Origin of the sequence: Wolbachia endosymbiont (group B) of Gerris lacustris (assembly GCF_964028355.1) — a bacterium.
Classification (GTDB): Bacteria; Pseudomonadota; Alphaproteobacteria; order Rickettsiales; family Anaplasmataceae; genus Wolbachia.
Genome location: NZ_OZ034761.1, coordinates 1,245,311 through 1,261,194, shown reverse-complemented (window position 1 = coordinate 1,261,194; position 15,884 = coordinate 1,245,311). Strand labels below are relative to the sequence as shown.

The 15,884-nt window shown below is 33.7% G+C and carries 15 protein-coding genes and 1 pseudogene; 5 read left to right on the top strand and 11 right to left on the bottom strand.

Going from position 1 to position 15,884, the window contains the following annotated elements; genetic code table 11:
• Positions 1-25: 25 nt before the first annotated feature.
• The 3 genes from ubiG (at position 26) to tsaB (ending at position 3,035) form a co-directional block, all read left to right on the top strand.
• Positions 26-1,192 carry a bifunctional 2-polyprenyl-6-hydroxyphenol methylase/3-demethylubiquinol 3-O-methyltransferase UbiG gene (gene ubiG / locus ABWU62_RS06465; RefSeq protein ID WP_353287880.1) on the top strand — a complete coding sequence of 389 codons (1,167 nt, stop codon included), beginning with the start codon at positions 26-28 and terminating at the stop codon, positions 1,190-1,192.
• Between the two features lie 107 nt (positions 1,193-1,299).
• Complete coding sequence (locus tag ABWU62_RS06460; RefSeq protein ID WP_353287879.1) at positions 1,300-2,430, top strand: cation:dicarboxylate symporter family transporter; 1,131 nt, start codon at positions 1,300-1,302, stop codon at positions 2,428-2,430.
• The gene (gene tsaB, locus ABWU62_RS06455) at positions 2,430-3,035 is read left to right on the top strand and encodes a tRNA (adenosine(37)-N6)-threonylcarbamoyltransferase complex dimerization subunit type 1 TsaB (protein ID WP_353288183.1); all 606 of its coding nucleotides are present in this window, start codon (positions 2,430-2,432) and stop codon (positions 3,033-3,035) included. The genes ABWU62_RS06460 and tsaB overlap by 1 nt, the downstream gene beginning before the upstream one ends.
• Here tsaB and ABWU62_RS06450 read toward each other — a convergent pair.
• Positions 3,005-3,589, bottom strand: a complete 585-nt coding sequence (locus ABWU62_RS06450) for an AAA family ATPase (RefSeq protein ID WP_353287878.1) — start codon at positions 3,587-3,589, stop codon at positions 3,005-3,007. The two genes, tsaB and ABWU62_RS06450, sit on opposite strands and share 31 nt — an antisense overlap.
• 235 nt (positions 3,590-3,824) lie before the next feature.
• On the opposite strand from ABWU62_RS06450, the gene ABWU62_RS06445 reads away from it, so the two are divergent.
• Positions 3,825-4,535: a class II aldolase/adducin family protein gene (locus tag ABWU62_RS06445; RefSeq protein WP_353287877.1), complete on the top strand. Its 711-nt coding sequence runs from the start codon at positions 3,825-3,827 to the stop codon at positions 4,533-4,535.
• Positions 4,536-4,703: 168 nt separating this feature from the next.
• Here the strand turns inward: ABWU62_RS06445 and ABWU62_RS06440 are convergent, their stop codons facing one another.
• Positions 4,704-5,351: a heme exporter protein CcmB gene (locus ABWU62_RS06440; RefSeq protein WP_353287876.1), complete on the bottom strand. Its 648-nt coding sequence runs from the start codon at positions 5,349-5,351 to the stop codon at positions 4,704-4,706.
• 108 nt (positions 5,352-5,459) lie between these two features.
• Here ABWU62_RS06440 and ABWU62_RS06435 point away from each other — a divergent pair, with 108 nt between their 5' ends.
• Positions 5,460-5,843 carry a TraR/DksA family transcriptional regulator gene (locus ABWU62_RS06435; protein WP_143689614.1) on the top strand — a complete coding sequence of 128 codons (384 nt, stop codon included), beginning with the start codon at positions 5,460-5,462 and terminating at the stop codon, positions 5,841-5,843.
• On the opposite strand, the pseudogene ABWU62_RS06430 reads toward ABWU62_RS06435, so the two are convergent.
• From ABWU62_RS06430 to ABWU62_RS06390, 9 genes and pseudogenes are all read right to left on the bottom strand, one after another.
• A pseudogene (locus ABWU62_RS06430) lies at positions 5,833-6,167 on the bottom strand (IS5 family transposase); the annotation flags it as partial. The gene ABWU62_RS06435 and the pseudogene ABWU62_RS06430 sit on opposite strands and share 11 nt — an antisense overlap.
• 111 nt (positions 6,168-6,278) lie before the next feature.
• Positions 6,279-7,442 carry an ankyrin repeat domain-containing protein gene (locus tag ABWU62_RS06425; protein ID WP_353287875.1) on the bottom strand — a complete coding sequence of 388 codons (1,164 nt, stop codon included), beginning with the start codon at positions 7,440-7,442 and terminating at the stop codon, positions 6,279-6,281.
• Between the two features lie 176 nt (positions 7,443-7,618).
• Positions 7,619-8,899, bottom strand: coding sequence for a flavodoxin-dependent (E)-4-hydroxy-3-methylbut-2-enyl-diphosphate synthase (gene ispG, locus ABWU62_RS06420; RefSeq protein WP_353287874.1), 1,281 nt, complete (start codon positions 8,897-8,899; stop codon positions 7,619-7,621).
• Between the two features lie 16 nt (positions 8,900-8,915).
• Positions 8,916-9,542, bottom strand: coding sequence for a TRP75-related protein (locus ABWU62_RS06415; protein ID WP_353287873.1), 627 nt, complete (start codon positions 9,540-9,542; stop codon positions 8,916-8,918).
• A gap of 176 nt (positions 9,543-9,718) precedes the next feature.
• Positions 9,719-10,357, bottom strand: coding sequence for a hypothetical protein (locus ABWU62_RS06410; RefSeq protein WP_353287872.1), 639 nt, complete (start codon positions 10,355-10,357; stop codon positions 9,719-9,721).
• A 121-nt stretch (positions 10,358-10,478) separates the two neighbouring features.
• Entirely contained in the window at positions 10,479-12,587 is a 2,109-nt protein-coding gene (locus ABWU62_RS06405; protein ID WP_353287871.1) for an FtsK/SpoIIIE family DNA translocase, read from the bottom strand.
• Positions 12,588-12,866 carry a YggT family protein gene (locus ABWU62_RS06400; RefSeq protein ID WP_353287870.1) on the bottom strand — a complete coding sequence of 93 codons (279 nt, stop codon included), beginning with the start codon at positions 12,864-12,866 and terminating at the stop codon, positions 12,588-12,590.
• A gap of 146 nt (positions 12,867-13,012) precedes the next feature.
• Positions 13,013-14,245 (bottom strand): IS256 family transposase, encoded by a 1,233-nt coding sequence (locus ABWU62_RS06395; protein ID WP_353287327.1) that lies wholly within the window; start codon positions 14,243-14,245, stop codon positions 13,013-13,015.
• 21 nt (positions 14,246-14,266) lie between these two features.
• Positions 14,267-15,469, bottom strand: a complete 1,203-nt coding sequence (locus tag ABWU62_RS06390; protein ID WP_353287869.1) for a hypothetical protein — start codon at positions 15,467-15,469, stop codon at positions 14,267-14,269.
• Positions 15,470-15,884 lie beyond the last annotated feature (415 nt).

Genomic DNA, 15,884 nt, shown 5'->3' with positions numbered 1-15,884 from the left:
ATATCCTTGAGTTACGATTTCTCATATGTCAGATGTAATATCGATTGCCTCGGACCATGCCGGTTATGAATTAAAATCAGAAATAAAGCCTTACTTGGAAACTTTAGGTTATACAGTGACAGACCGTGGCTGCACTGCCGAGCAAAAGAGTGTAGACTACCCTGACTATGCTGTTGAAGTTGTAGAAGATATAACAAATAAAAAAGCAAATTATGGGATATTAATCTGCGGTACAGGTTTGGGCATGAGTACTGTGGCAAATCGTTTTGAAGGAATCTACGCTGCTTTATGTAATAGTGTTGAGATCGCAAAATTAGCTCGCGAGCATGGCAACGCGAATATACTTTGTCTTGGTGCAGGGTTTACTGCGAGTGGATTAGCAAAAGACATAGTCAAACAATTCCTCGAAACAGAATTTTCAAAAGAAAGTAGACATAAAGAACGCCTTGATAAACTTAGCAATATTAGCAAGAAAAAAACCACAAAAACTTATAACGAAGATGAAATATCAAAATTCGCTAAAATAGCAGGTGAATGGTGGAATGAGAATGGCAAATTCAAGCCATTGCACATGATGAATCCTGTGAGAGTATCATACATTGTTGAGAAAATAAAAGAATTAAAAAAATGCGATTTAAAAGAACTATCATTGCTCGATGTTGGGTGTGGTGGTGGCATTTTGTCAGAGTCAATGGCGCGTATTGGTATTAGCGTTGCGGGAATAGATGTATGTGAGGAAAACATAAAAGTGGCACAGTCGCATGCGAAGAAAGTAGGGTTAAATATAGAATACACACACACTAGCATTGAAGAGCTAAGCAATGACAAGAAGTATGACGTGGTTTTGTTGATGGAGGTGGTTGAACATGTCGATAATTTAGAGTTTTTCATGAAAAAAGCAATAGAGCTGTTGAAGCCAGAAGGGCTAATTTTTATATCGACAATAAATAGAACTATTAAATCCTTCTGTCTTGCAATAGTCGGCGCAGAGTACATATTAAACTGGCTGCCAAAAGGCACACATAATTGGAATAAATTTCTCAAGCCATCAGAAATTGCAAATCATCTAAGAGAGAACAATGTAACACTGCAAAACATGGCTGGTATGGAATATAATGTAATAAAGCGTGAATGGAACTTGACCAAAGGTGTGGATGTTAATTATATACTTTGTGGAAACATTGTAATTTGAAATCTCATTCAAGTACTAGAAGGTAATGCAAATATTCTAGGTAGTTTTGCTTTACTTAGCAACTAACTTACCATATGTATGTCCATAGAATATCGCTATATCAGAATATGCTACAACTACTAACCTTACTTGCTGTTATCACTTCAGTCATATTTTTTGGTCATCTAGTTCCAATGGAAGTGAAAACCTTCTTGTATTCAATAAGCCTTAGTATAAAAGAGATCTTACTATTTATAATGCCTTTTATTGTTTTTGCATTAATCTTTAGTAGTGTTAACAATCTTAAGCAGTCGGCTATAAAGTTTATATTGTTACTTATTATAACGATTTTCTTGTCGAATCTAGCTTCAAGTTTAATAGCTTATTCTGTTGGGCATTTCATCACACAAAACACTTATTCAATACAAGATATAACGTATGAAGAAACAATTGTCCCTTTGTGGTCATTTGAATTACCACCACTGCTTTCTAACTTTCATGCCCTTGCTTATGGATTTACATCCAGCTTAATGGCATCTGTTTTGCTGCCAAAAAAAAGCAAAGAACTTTCGCACAAAATGTCAGATTTCATTTTGTTTGTTTTGAAAACGTTTTTGACGCCAGTTATTCCAGTATTTATACTTGGGTTCGCTTTAAAAATGCAACATGATCAGGTTCTATCTACAATATTTAGAGATTACTCAATAATTTTTATTATTATCATGTCTGTAACTTACCTTTATATCTTCCTCTTGTATGGAGCAGCTAATTCATTCAAGATCACAAGCTGGATAACCAGTATAAGCAATATGGTGCCAGCATTTATTGCTGCAATGAGCACGATGTCTAGTAATGTAGCCATGCCGCTTAGCCTTGAAGGAAGCAAAAAAAATGTAAAGCAACCTGATATAGCATCGTCTGTTGTGCCAATAACTGCTAGCTTTCATTTAGTAGGTGATTGCTTTTTTATTATAATACTATCAATGATAATGACTTTTGGTGGTGCATTGTCTGCAACAGACTATGTGACTTTCCTTCTCTACTTTCTGTTATTTAAATTTGCTATTGTTGCAGTTCCAGCGGGAGGGATTATGGTAATGTTACCTGTTCTTGAGAAGTATCTTAAATTCTCTCCAGAGATGCTTTCATTAATTACAGCATTGTATATAGTGTTTGACCCAATAATAACTTCAGCAAATGTTATGGGTAACGGTGCCTTTACTATAATGTTTACAAAGCTCTATGATAAGCTTAAGTGATGTCCATTCTAGCAATGAATACTGTAGGTGCTGGTAGTTCAATAACAATAGTTGATCACGATGGTAATTGTTTTGTGGAACGCAATTCTGCAAACAATAGTCATGCAGAATCATTTTTTCAAATACTGAACACTTTGTTTGATAAGCATAATTACAGCTACGATAAAATAGACCATTTAGCAGTGGTAGTTGGACCGGGAAGTTTTACTGGAATCAGAGTTGGTATATCAGCTGCACAAGGTATAAATCTTGCTACAAATAAGCCGTTATACGGAGTTAGTGCGCTGGAAGTTCAAGCATATGCAATATCGCTATTTTGTGCAAACAGCAAAAAAAATATTAAAGCTATAATCGAAGATGATCAAAGGTTTTATACGCAGTTATTTGATTTCAATTTGTTACCGCTATCAAATCCTGCTGTAGTAAGTGAACTCCAGCCTGAAATGGACTGCGTTACATATATGGATTGCAGTTTACCAAAGTTGGATTCTAGCCATACAGGACTATTAGTCCGTTATAGACTGAAAAATAAACAAAAATTAAATGGAGTTGAAGCTCTATACTTAAATGAGCCTCAGTATATGAAATTGTTGCCTATTGCGTAAATACTATCAATTTGGCCAAATTTGTACATCTGACTTACTATTTCCTCTGCTACTTCTTTTATACTCATATTTGAATTTTCTACCTCTATAGCATTTTGTGGTACAAATAAATCTTTCGCCCTAAATTTAATACTATTTATATTAGTAACCTTCCTATTTTTTCTTTGCTTTTTTGATATAGTACGCTCTTGTAATACCAATGGATTACACCTAAGTACTATAGGGAGGATTTTTGTGCTCATTTTTTTACTAAGCTCTATTATTGAATTATATATTCTTATGTTGTAATCATTATTTTTCATTAATTCATCAACAAATATATAATTTTTTGAGTCAATAGGATAGGCTTCTATTGCCTGAAGCATAACGTTTGCAGTGTTATATATTCTATCTCGAGCTTCTTTGGAAGCTTGATTATATTCAAGTCCACTTACAATTACTGCATTTATCATACTAGATAATACTATTGCTGTAGAAAGTTTACCACTTCCTGGAAGACCAGTGATATATATGAAAAATTTTGTTAGCTGTTTTTTTATGTCAATGTTTACCATATTATTTTTAATATTAAAACCTACATTTATAATAACATAAAAATAAGGCTTTAAAACATATGAAATATTACATAAAAAGTCGTTTTTATAGTTAAAATATTATGTAATCTAGAAATGTAAACTCTAATCACCTAAGGCAAGTAAAAGTGCTTAGTATTTTAACGTAGGTTCACCTTTTAGTTTGTAATAAACTTTTTTTCACATATAAATCATTAGAAAATTTTAGTCAAGAGCTATGTTATTAACAAATAGTGAGTTGAAAAGAGACCTAGTTAACGCCTATCAGATTTTATCTTATCTTAAATTAGATGATCATACTTATACTCATCTCTCTGTACGTTCTGAAGATAAAAAGTCATTTTATGTTTATCCGTTTGGTATACGTTTTGATGAAGTAGATGAAAGTTCACTAATGAAAGTATCGTTTGATGGGAATATAATTGAAGGCAAAGAATATCAATATAATAAAACTGGTTATATAATCCATGGCTTTATTTATCAGGCAAGAAAAGACATTCAAGCAATTTTTCATTTGCATACACCTTCCATTGTAGCGGTTTCTTCTCTAAAAGATGGACTACTTCCAATAAGTCAGTGGGCACTGCACTTTTATAATAAGGTATCTTACCATGATTATAATTCCCTTGCACTTGATGATGCAGAAGGAAAGAAATTAATAGCTGATCTGAAAGAAAATTTTGTCATGCTAATGCGCAATCATGGATCTATAACATGTGGTCAGACTATACAAGAAGCAATGTTTTATACGTATCACTTAGAACAAGCTTGTAAAACTCAATGCTTGACGCTAGCAATGAATAGGAAGTTGTCAATTCCAAGTGAAGAAATTTGCTCAAAAGCTGTAAAGGATCTTCTGTCTTTCGAAAGCAATCTTGGCGAGAGAGATTGGCACGCATGGGTTAGGTTGATTAAAGGTAAGTTATAAAAGTTTCTGACTCTTCGATAGATATTAGATTTCTTGCATAACCAGCCAGTCTGAAATCCAATAATGGTTTCACACGCTGTAATTCATGCAAGAAGTCTAATGTCTCCATCTCTACTTAAGTTAACACCCTTAACTAAGCAGATACAAGTAAATAACTAGTAAGTTTTTTCAATCCTGCTCCACAGCAAATTTTAACGCTATGTGAGTAGTTATAATGCTGTTAACAATTAAAATGACAAAAATTAAGATGGTGATTAGTAGTGTATAAATATTCAAGGATAAATTTTCAAATTGAGTTAGCAATTTAAAATATATAAAAGTTGGCATTATTATTGGCAAAACAAGAATTTGTGATACTCCTGATGCTAAGTTATTTCGACCAATCATTAATGCATTTCCAGTAGCTGAAATATTAATGATTATCAGCGTATTAAATAATAAAGACACTCCAACCGCTATTGAATGTTCAATATTATTGCCTAGAATTGCAAAGCTGAACATGAAAGAAATCACTGAAATCGGTAACCCAAATAACAACCAGTGAGCGAAGATTTTATAAGCAACTATCAGCCTAGAAGAGAGTGGCTGTACAAAGATTTGCTCTAATATTCCATCATGATAATCAGATGTAAATAAATTATTTGTAGAGATCTGCAAAACAAATGTAGCACATATCCATGTTAATGTTAATATGACTTCTTGTTTACTGTTGTTTTCAAGTGTATATGAAGATAAACTTAACATTATAATAAAAATACATACCATATAAGTAAGATTATTATTATTTATTACTAATTTTTTTACCGAACTAATCATACCAGGATTTTAAATGTTTATTATAAATTATAGTGTTTACTTTGAGGGTAGTATAATTTTTTGTGTTTACAAGTTATATAAGTTTTAATATATTTTATTGATAATGCTATGGAAAAATTAATAAAAATAAAGTTACCAGAAGATTACGTTCCTTCAGAAAATGAAGAATATATGAACGTAAAACAACTGGAATACTTTAGCTTAAAGTTACAATCAATACTCTCTGAACTGGAGAAACAAGATCTAGAAGATAGTAGTATTTATTCTGATAGAGATAGTGAAAATGGAGAATTAATTAAGCGCCGAAAAGATAGAAAAGAAAAAATTAAGGAGGCGTTGGAAAAAATAAAATTAGGCATTTATGGTTACTGCGATGGAACGGGAGAAGAAATAGGAGTCGAAAGACTTAAAGCTAATCCGCTTGCTATGTATTGTATTGAAGAACAAGAGAGAATAGAAAAAGAAAAGAACGTTTATAACATTAATGATTAGAACTTGTCCGGGAATTCAAGCATATTTCTCTCCTTAACATAACTCTACTCATAGCCAGATATATGAAATTTTCAGTGAGTAAATCTTATTCTTTCGATAGTCTTCTATTCCTAAAGCAAAAGTCCTTTCTACAACCCACCTTCTTGGCTGTACTTTAAACCCCTCATTGGTAGTAGCTAAGGCGGTGTATCTTTGTTGACTTAGAACCTACATGAAGGCCTTTTGACAATCTCAATATCCATACCATATTCTTCCTTTATATGATTTTTAAATTTTCTCCTTGGTATCCCATCACATTTTTTTAACTATAGTATATTTTTTTCTTACTTTCCTGTATGATACTCTGAAGTAGCTTTCTATTCTTGTCCATTCCCTTTGACTTAGGTCTGCTGGATGCTTTTTTCTCATCTTTACCCAGTACTAAAACTTTAGATATTATAGCCTTTTACTAATCCCTGGACAAGCTCTAGCTTCGGTAAACTCAGTAGAAGGTTCTTTTGCAAAAAATGCAGCATGTACAGCATTTTTAATAAAAAAACATGCAGCAAGTGCAAATATTGCTGTCGGTACATAGCGCAAAGGAGAAGCTATACTAAAAAAAGTAGCAGAAGCGACGATTAAGCAACAACAAGTCAGTATCGTTTGATCACGTAGATAACGTCTATCAACTCCACCGTATTCAGCCATCAACCCTTTAACTTTATCATTGCTACCGTATGGCAGAGTAAGCGTTTTAATCAAATTCATTACACCATTATTAGTGAAATATGGAGCACACTCTATAACTCTGGAGCCATTAACCTTCTGATTAGGATCTGCACCACACTTTAAAAGCAACTCTACATTTTTTTCCCGTTTATCGTTTTTATAACAGATTGCTTTATATAATGGATTTTTACCATCTCTATCTAGCATATTAGGATTACAACCATATTTCAAGAGTACTTCCACAGTACTATCATCATTACAAAAAAGCGCTGGAGATAATGGATTTCTACCATTTCTATCTAACATATTAGGATCAGCACCATATTGTAACAATAACTCTACAATTCTGCTATCATCGATAACCGTATAATAGTATAACGAAGCTTGATTATGTAATAGCTTTATATTAGGATCAGCACCATTTTCTAAAAGAAGTTCCAAAATACTATAATTTCTTGAATCTTTAGCTTGCATTAAAGCAATAGATAATGGAAAGTAAATACAAATAAGTTCTTCATTGATGTAATCACCAAATCTTCCGTCTTTACTGCTTTTGAATTTGGAAAAAAGCTTTTCAAGACACTTTATATCCTGATTATATAGAGCTATATATAAGTAAAACCTCAAATCTTCAGGCGAATTAATTCCATTTAAATTTCCGTCAGTTAGATTTGTTACCCCTTCTATATTTTCCTTAGTGAGAAATTCATATGCAGTACCTAACTGCTTAAATTTTTCTTCATTTTGTTTCTTCACAACACCACTTTCACCTGAATGTTTATCAGGATGATATTCCAAAGCTAATGTTCTATAAGCTAATTTAATTTCTTGTTCACTGGGCGCATCGCTTGATTGAAAACCTAATATTTTTAAAGCTTCGTCTCTTCTCATAACATTTCTTTAGGAAATCAAAGTATATAGTTTATTATATAATATCTATGATATAAAATCAAGTAATTCCCGATAATCTAGAAAAGCAAATTTTTCCATTAGCTGGTTTTTAGAAAAATTTAACTCCCTCTTATAAAACTTATTTTCAACATTAGATTACATTAATCATGAACCTGTTACGTGTAATGCTCCTCCACATAATCACTAATAATTTCCTTAAATTCTTCAAAAATATTATCACCTTGTAAAGTTTTGAAATATTTGCCGTCTTTGTAGACTGCTGAAACAGGTTTTTCTCCATACCCAGGCAGGCTGATCCCAAGATTTGCATGTTTGCTCTCTCCAGGACCATTTACTATGCATCCCATAACAGAAATGCTCATATGCTCTACACCTGGATTCTTTTTCTTCCATATCGGCATATGAGTTTTTATGTAGCCATTTACTTCCTCAGTTAATATACGAAAACGATCGCTACTTGTGCGTCCACAACCAGGACATGAACTCACCTGAGGGTTAAAATGACGTAAACCTATAGACTGTAGTATTTCCTGACATACTACCACCTCATTAGTGCGTGATTCACCAGGGCGCTGAGTTAAAGAAGCCCGGATAGTGTCTCCAATACCATTTTGCAATAAATAAGTAAGCCCTGCTGTGGTATTTACTACGCCTTTGTTACCCATACCAGCTTCGGTTAAACCCAAATGCAGCGCATAATTGGAAGATTTTGCAAGTGCCGTATAAACTAAAATTAAATCTTGCACTTTACTGACTTTACATGAAATGATTATTTTCTCTGCATTAAGACCAATCTTTTCAGCTTTTTTTGCACTACCAAGAGCAGACATTACAAGCGCCTTACGTAATATAACATCAGAAGTTTTTGGATTACTAGACAAGGAGTTTTCATCCATTAATTTTTGTGAAAGGTACTTATCAAGACTACCCCAATTTACTCCAATTCTGACAGGAAGATCATGCGTTATTGCATACTCTATAATTTTTTCAAATTTCTCATCACGTTTATCACCAAAGCCTACATTACCTGGATTTATCCTAATTTTACCCAGAATTTTAATGTTGTCTGGATAATCCTGAATCAGCCTGTAGAGTTCATATTGTCCACAGCCTACTAATATCTTACCATCAAAGCCTTCTTTATTTATTTCCTCTACTATATAAGGTATTGCTTTTGCTACTTCCTCTGAGTTCAAAGCAATTCGCACCAATTCTGAACCTGCATGCGCTAGTTCTATTACTTCTTTTGCATATTTCTGAGCACTGCTTTTTATGTTGTCAGAATCTATATGTGCACCAAGTGCCATGGATTGAACAACTATAGGATTATTTCCACCTATCTTCACTTGTCCAACTTTTACAGTATGAGTTTTATGCCTGGAAACCGGCGATGACTCATATGCATCATCACTCAATGTCAGGTCTCTATCTAGCATATTATTAATCGTGACACTATTTTACTGTGTCAACTACACTGCCAAATGAATTTGAACCATTTAAACTATGCTGTGGTGTTCTATTTAGATCAGTAATAGAATCATGAGAGCACGTTCTTCTTGATGGACTTTCTTTTATAGTAACATTTATAGGGGAAACTTTTTTTTCTCGTGTTGAAGTAACTTTTTTCCCTTTTTGTTGTTCACTTTTATGCTGCTTACTTTCATACTGAGAAACTGGCTCTTGATCTATAAATACAGCACCCTTTAAACGTACAAGATTAATACCATGCTGATTGATCATAGCATCCTCCCCATCTTCAACTATGCAAGCTCCCACGTTGTTTGGCTCGTTATCAAGGCTAGCAATTTTTTTTTCTTTTAATTTTTTGATTAGATCTTCTTTATTTATAGCTAGATCTTGTAACTTTTTTTTCTTGAGAATCCCCCTACGCTTTTCATATAATTTATACGACTCAGCAAAATCCTCATCTGCATTAAAGTTTGCACCACCAGGATTACCAGGAGGTATGTACCTTTTACTAAGCCTCACTTTAGACTTAGCTTCAACATCATGTACAGTAAAGAAACTAGAAACCAAAAATATTAATATAAATAAAACTTTAGAAAAGATCTTAAGCATACTATAGTGAATATTGTGCTTTAAAAGATACCAATTAACAAACTTCAAGTAAATCAGAATCTCTACTAACTTTATAATACAAACATCTTTCTAAAAAATTTACTACCAAAACCTGCACAATCTAAAGAAAGTTTAAGGTGTTACAAATTTTACGTAACACCTTTTCAAGAAGAGCATTACGCTCTTACTTGTTGTAAATTATTATTCAGTTTTTCGGTATCACCTACATTACTAAACTTCCCATTTGGTTTATCTTGACACAAGTCGTTTTTCTTCTCTTTATCAAGCTTAACTCCCTGATAGATACAGAATGCAACAAAACTAGCTATCGCTGTTACAGCAACAGCAGTAGCTATGGTGCAAATTATTATTGCTTGTTCTTGTCCCCCTACCATGTCTGCAAATGTCTCTACCTTTTCTTCCAGGCCTGTGAATTTTTCTTGTAGACTATCGAATTTATCTGATAGTTCTGTAAAACTTCCTGACAAGTTATCGAATTTATCCGACAGATCTGCCGGCAAACCTTCAAACTTACTTGACAAACCATCGAATTTTTTCGACAGCTCTGTAAAGCTTTCTGATAAACCATTAAATCCATTTGATAGCTCTCCTGATAAACTGTCAAACTTACCTGACAAACCATCAAATCCATTTGATAGCTCTGTAAAACTTCCTGACAACTCTATTACTTGTCCTGGTGAACCTTCAAAGTTTTCTAATAGCTTATTTATTTCTGTTACTTTCCCTTGTAGCTTTGCAATTTCTAACTTATCAAGACCTTGCAAGTTATACTTAATGTTCTCAAACCATCCCATTTTTTAACCCCCTAGCTAATTAATATATTATAATTTTACATTCCCAATGTTTAAATTATTATTAAATTAACTATCATTATCTATTGATCTTAAAATAACTTTCCTTGGTTTAAGTTAGCGGTTATTCCACCAATATCTCTCTCTTTCCTGAGTAACTTGGAGCACTGACAATACCTTCTTTCTCCATTCTTTCAACAATATTTGCAGCTCTGTTATAGCCTATTCTAAGTTGCCTTTGAATGTAACTAGTTGAAACCTTTTGATCTCTCTGAATAATGGCCACTGCTTGATTGTAGAGGTCATTTTCTTCATCTTCTGTTTCACCTTCTGATTCCGCAAAAGAATTTTCATCTTCTTGAGTGATTTCCTCCATGTAGTTTGGCTCACCTTGAGTTTTTAGATGATCAACTATATTTTGCACCTCGTCATCACTTACAAATGGACCGTGAACTCGAATAATCTTGCCACCAGAAGCCATATAAAGCATGTCACCCATACCAAGCAATTGTTCAGCCCCTTGTTCACCAAGTATTGTACGGCTGTCTATCTTAGAAGTAACGGCAAAACTGATTCTCGTTGGAAAGTTTGCTTTGATCACTCCTGTTATCACATCTACAGATGGGCGTTGTGTTGCCATTATGATGTGTATCCCTGCAGCACGAGCCATCTGAGCTAAACGTTGAATAGAGCATTCTATATCTTTGCCAGCAACAAGCATCAAATCTGCCATTTCATCCACAATCACTACAATATACGGAAATGTCTCCATTTTAATCGGTATTTTTTCAAACAAAGGTTTACCCGTTGTTGAGTTAAACCCAATCTGTACAACGCGCTCCAACTCTATTCCATTATTCATCGCTTCTGTGATTTTTTGATTATAGTTTATTACATTGCGCACATTTAAATATGACATCATACGATAGCGATTTTCCATCTCTTTCACTATCCACTTAAGAGCAATAACAGCTTTTTTTGGCTCTGTTACCACTGGCGTTATTAGATGCGGTATTGAATCATATATTGAAAGCTCAAGCATTTTTGGATCAATCATTATCATCTTGCATTCATCAGGACTTAGTCGATAAACAAGCGACAGAATCATCGTGTTAATCGCAACTGATTTACCTGAACCTGTGGTTCCTGCAACAAGCAAGTGGGGCATTTTAGTCAAATCTGCAATAACTGGCTTTCCGCTTATTTCCTTGCCAAGTGCAATTGGAAGATTTAAGTTTGCATTTTGGTATTCTGGCGATTCAAGTAAATCACGCAGCATCACAATCTCTCTCTCCTTGTTCGGTAATTCTATTCCCATGGCATTTTGTCCACGAATTATTGAAATACGTGCAGAGAGTGCACTCATTGAACGTGCAATATCATCTGCAAGACCAATCACTCTTGCAGATTTTGTACCTGCTTGTGGTTCAAGTTTGTATAAAGTCACAACCGGTCCATAACATACACTTATAATTTTTCCTTGCACGCCAAAATCACTCAGCACCTGTTCGAGCAGAGATAAATTCTTATTGCTCTCTAATGCATTCAACTGTTTTCTCTGCATAGATTCTTCTACTTTAGAAAGTAAGTGAATGCTTGGAAACTCAAACTCACTAGAAGGTGGTTTAAAAATCTCTTCGGTAGCTTTTTTCTGTCTTTCTTTTGGTTGTTGTCTAGTGGTTCTATATTTTCCCTCTATTACTAATGGTGCTATTGAATAATCAGTAGTTTTACGTAACCTGAAAAACAGAATCTTTGTAAAAAGAGAAAATATTTTTTTACATAGGAAAAGCAAAGAATAAACCGTTCTCTTCCAACCAATCAATCCTACAACACCTATTGATGCTACTACTGTGAATATGTAAAACGGGCAGTGGCCAATTAGAGTATTGCCGACTATTCCACTGTGCATGTACCTAGCAGTGATACCGAGCGAAAGTTGCGCTAATGTAGCACATATTCCTAAATTGATTAATATTAAATAGAGAATCTTCAGCAGCCTTTTTGATATCAAAAAGTAAACTATGGTTGTAGCTATTGTAATACTAGTGAATCCAAGAAATTGAACTAATATATCAGCTAAATATGAACCTACTATCCCACCTAAATTTGTTACTTCCTGATCTGTAACTGTATTTAAGGATGGATCTTTATAATTATAGCTAAAAACTGATATATATATATACATTAAGAGAAATACGTATATTACTGATTTTAGGTATTTTTTTAACATCTACTTAAAGTAGTAAGTAATTGTATATTTTACAAAGTGAATTGCTATTATCAATATCATTACGGATAAATCTAATCCATTGAACGGTTGTATATACCTTCTGATAACCCTTAGTGGAGGATAGGTGAGTCGATTTAAAGTTTGCATTATGTTACTTACAATCTCATTATACATGTTAACTACATTAAATTTAATTAGCAAATCGAGAACAACTGAGCATATTAGAATGAAGCTGTAGAAATCTAGTAGCAGGTTAAGTAAGTATATGATTGGGTGCATATTACTGATTTATACTAAAACCTATTATGTGTAGTGATATGTATAAAATCAAGCCCCACAATAATTTTTATGCTGAAACAGATGTAAATAATAACTGATTAGTCTGTTATCAGGGAGTGTTAAATAAACTGTGTCAAGCCGCATTTTTAGTTCAACTCAATTTTCAGTCTGTTGGGAAAGAAAATGTCAAGCTGAGACATAGTTAATGACCAATTAGGCAAAGCTGTAGTCCACTTTTGCTCTACCTTTTTTATAGCACAATATACCTGTTTGTACAAGGCATTTGTATTAGTAAATGAGCCCTTAGTTTTAGTAAATTTCCTAATTTGTCTATGCAATCCCTCAATTGGATTGGTGGTGTAAATCAGCTTCCTAACTGGTCCAGAATACTTAAAATAACCAGACAAATTTTCCCAATTGTTTTGCCATGATTTTGTAACCAAGGGATATTTTTCACTCCATTTTTCTTCCAGCTCAAGCAAATAATTCTCAGCAATCTCTTTACTTGAAGCACGATATATTTTTTTCAAATCATTTATGAAAACTTTTACATCTTTGCTAGATACATACTTCAGTGAATTCCTTATCTGATGCACTATGCATAGCTGTACTTCTGCTTTAGGAAATACACTATTTATAGCGGTAGGAAAGCTTTTTAGCCCATCAATACAGGCAATTAGAATATCTTCTACTCCTCTTTCTTTGAGGTCATTTAGTACTCCCAACCAGAAGTTAGCTCCTTCACTTTCAGCCAAATAAAAACCTAATACTTCTTTTCTGCCATTTTGATTTATGCCCAATATATTATACATACATTTACTTATGCAATGTCCGTCCTCCTTGACCTTAAAAAACATGCCATCCATAAATACTATTGGATACACTGATTGCAGTGGGCGGCTGCGCCATTCATTGATTACTGGTAGCAGTTTATCGGTAATACTAGATATCTCTGCTGCTGATATTTTGTGGTCATATATTTCCTCAACATGTGAAGCTATATCTCTGTATCCCATGCCACTGGCATATGTGCTTAAGACCTTTGCTTCAAGTTCTGGATGTAGGCTTGTTTGCCTTTTTTTGACTATTTGTGGTTCAAAGCTTCCCTCCCTATCTCTTGGTGTTAGCAGCTCAAATGAGCCTGCACTCGTGCGTAAAGTTTTTGCGTTTCTCCCATTTCTTCGGTTATTTTCTTCACTTTCAGCTGACATGTAGCTTTCTATTTCACCTTCCAGACTTGCCTCTAGCAACCTTTTTATAAACGGTGTTAATGCTCCATCTCTTCCTGTCAATGGTCTTCCTTCTCGTATAGATGACAGGATATTTGTTTCTAATTCTTTATAATCTACCAAACCAGTAGTTCTATTTGCTTGACTCATATCAAACCTCCATTTTTTATATCAATTTATTACTTTTTTTTTCGGTTTGACACACTTTTTTGAACGTTCCCGTTTATCAACAGAAATGTCCACTACTTGCTGCCTTGGATTCCCTTTACTGTAAAATTCTTCAACTTCCTTCAGTGCCAATGTTACATCTCGAAGCACAATTGATGTGTCACAGCTATGCGGAACTTGCTCTCTAAAATATCCACTGACTGAATAGTAAGAGATGGCAAGGTTCATCAAATCAAGCACATCATTTCGTCCTAATTGTGCAATGCCTGTTTTAGAACAAAAACCAACCACTCCAATATTAGCGTCAAAAAATATGTATCTATTGTTTTCTCCCTTATATATTAGCACAGCATGCCCGTCTTTATTGAGCTTTCCATCTTTATAATGATAACGGCGGCGGCAGCTAAACACTATATAATGCTCTAATTCTGTATTATCTAATGCATGCTCAAGTTGCTCTTGAGAAATGGAAGCTTGTTTTTTTGTCTTAGGGTCAAAGGAAAATTTTTGTTTATTTAGCAAGATGTTGTCAGACAAAACAAAACTTTTACTCTTTTTAGCATCATAAAGACATAAAATAGGCAAGCACTCTGATAGAACCAGTATCAAATGTAACTGCCGTTCTTTGTCTTTCTCTCCATTAAGGTAATCTATAATATCTTGCTCAGTTATTTCATAATTTAGTCTATCAAAAAAGCTTAAAAAGTCTTCTTTACTTTCTAGCTTCATAGAAACAATTAAGTTACTTAATGGGTTACATAATCCGTTTTGAGGATTAAAGCCTAGAATTTTTCTATACCATCCACTCAATGTTGGCATATTCCCTATGGCTTTGGAAATATGTCGATTTAATTTGAATATGATTCCATCTTCCCTCTTAAATTTTTGTGTATACTCTTCATAAGCGGACTTTACCTGAGCATATGATATTATTTCTGTGTAGTGATATTTCCCTTTGCTGTCTTTATAAATTCCTTCTATATTACAAGTAATGCCATTCTCTATATCTTGCGTGATAACAAAGTCTTCAATTTCAATAGTTTGGTTTAAAAATTCTGCAATATCTCTTTTTGAAAAAGTTCGATCAAAGGCCTTTCCATTAGCGTTTTTAAAAAAGACTCTGACCTCATTTCCCTTGAGAAGATGAATTTTTGATATTTGCGATCCACAAATATCGTTGACGTACTCTTTTATATATGTTGACATTACTGCTAGCTAATATTTTAATAATATATTGAGTATAGCATAAGATATTAAAGCTTTAAGGATTTTTATTAAAATTTAATAAGATGTTGTAATCTTTGATTCCAAGTGAATAAAAAATTTATTGATAGGGAAACAAGTAACTGAGATATGTATACCGTATGAGTATCCGCTGCAGAGTGGCAAAATAAGATAGACAAGAAAAGACACCTAAATGGATGTCATCCGAGTAGCTGACGCTGGCATCTGGCCTTTTCACGCAAAAAATGTTGTAAAGTGCTTACCAACCTAGTTGGATCCAGTGTCAAGCACCGGGATGACAAGAAAGAGGGCACAGGTTTCAATATTTGCACATCAGCCATCAACTATGTTTTTTAAAATTTTTTGAATTTAGTCTCATTTGTTGATAATTTTGTAT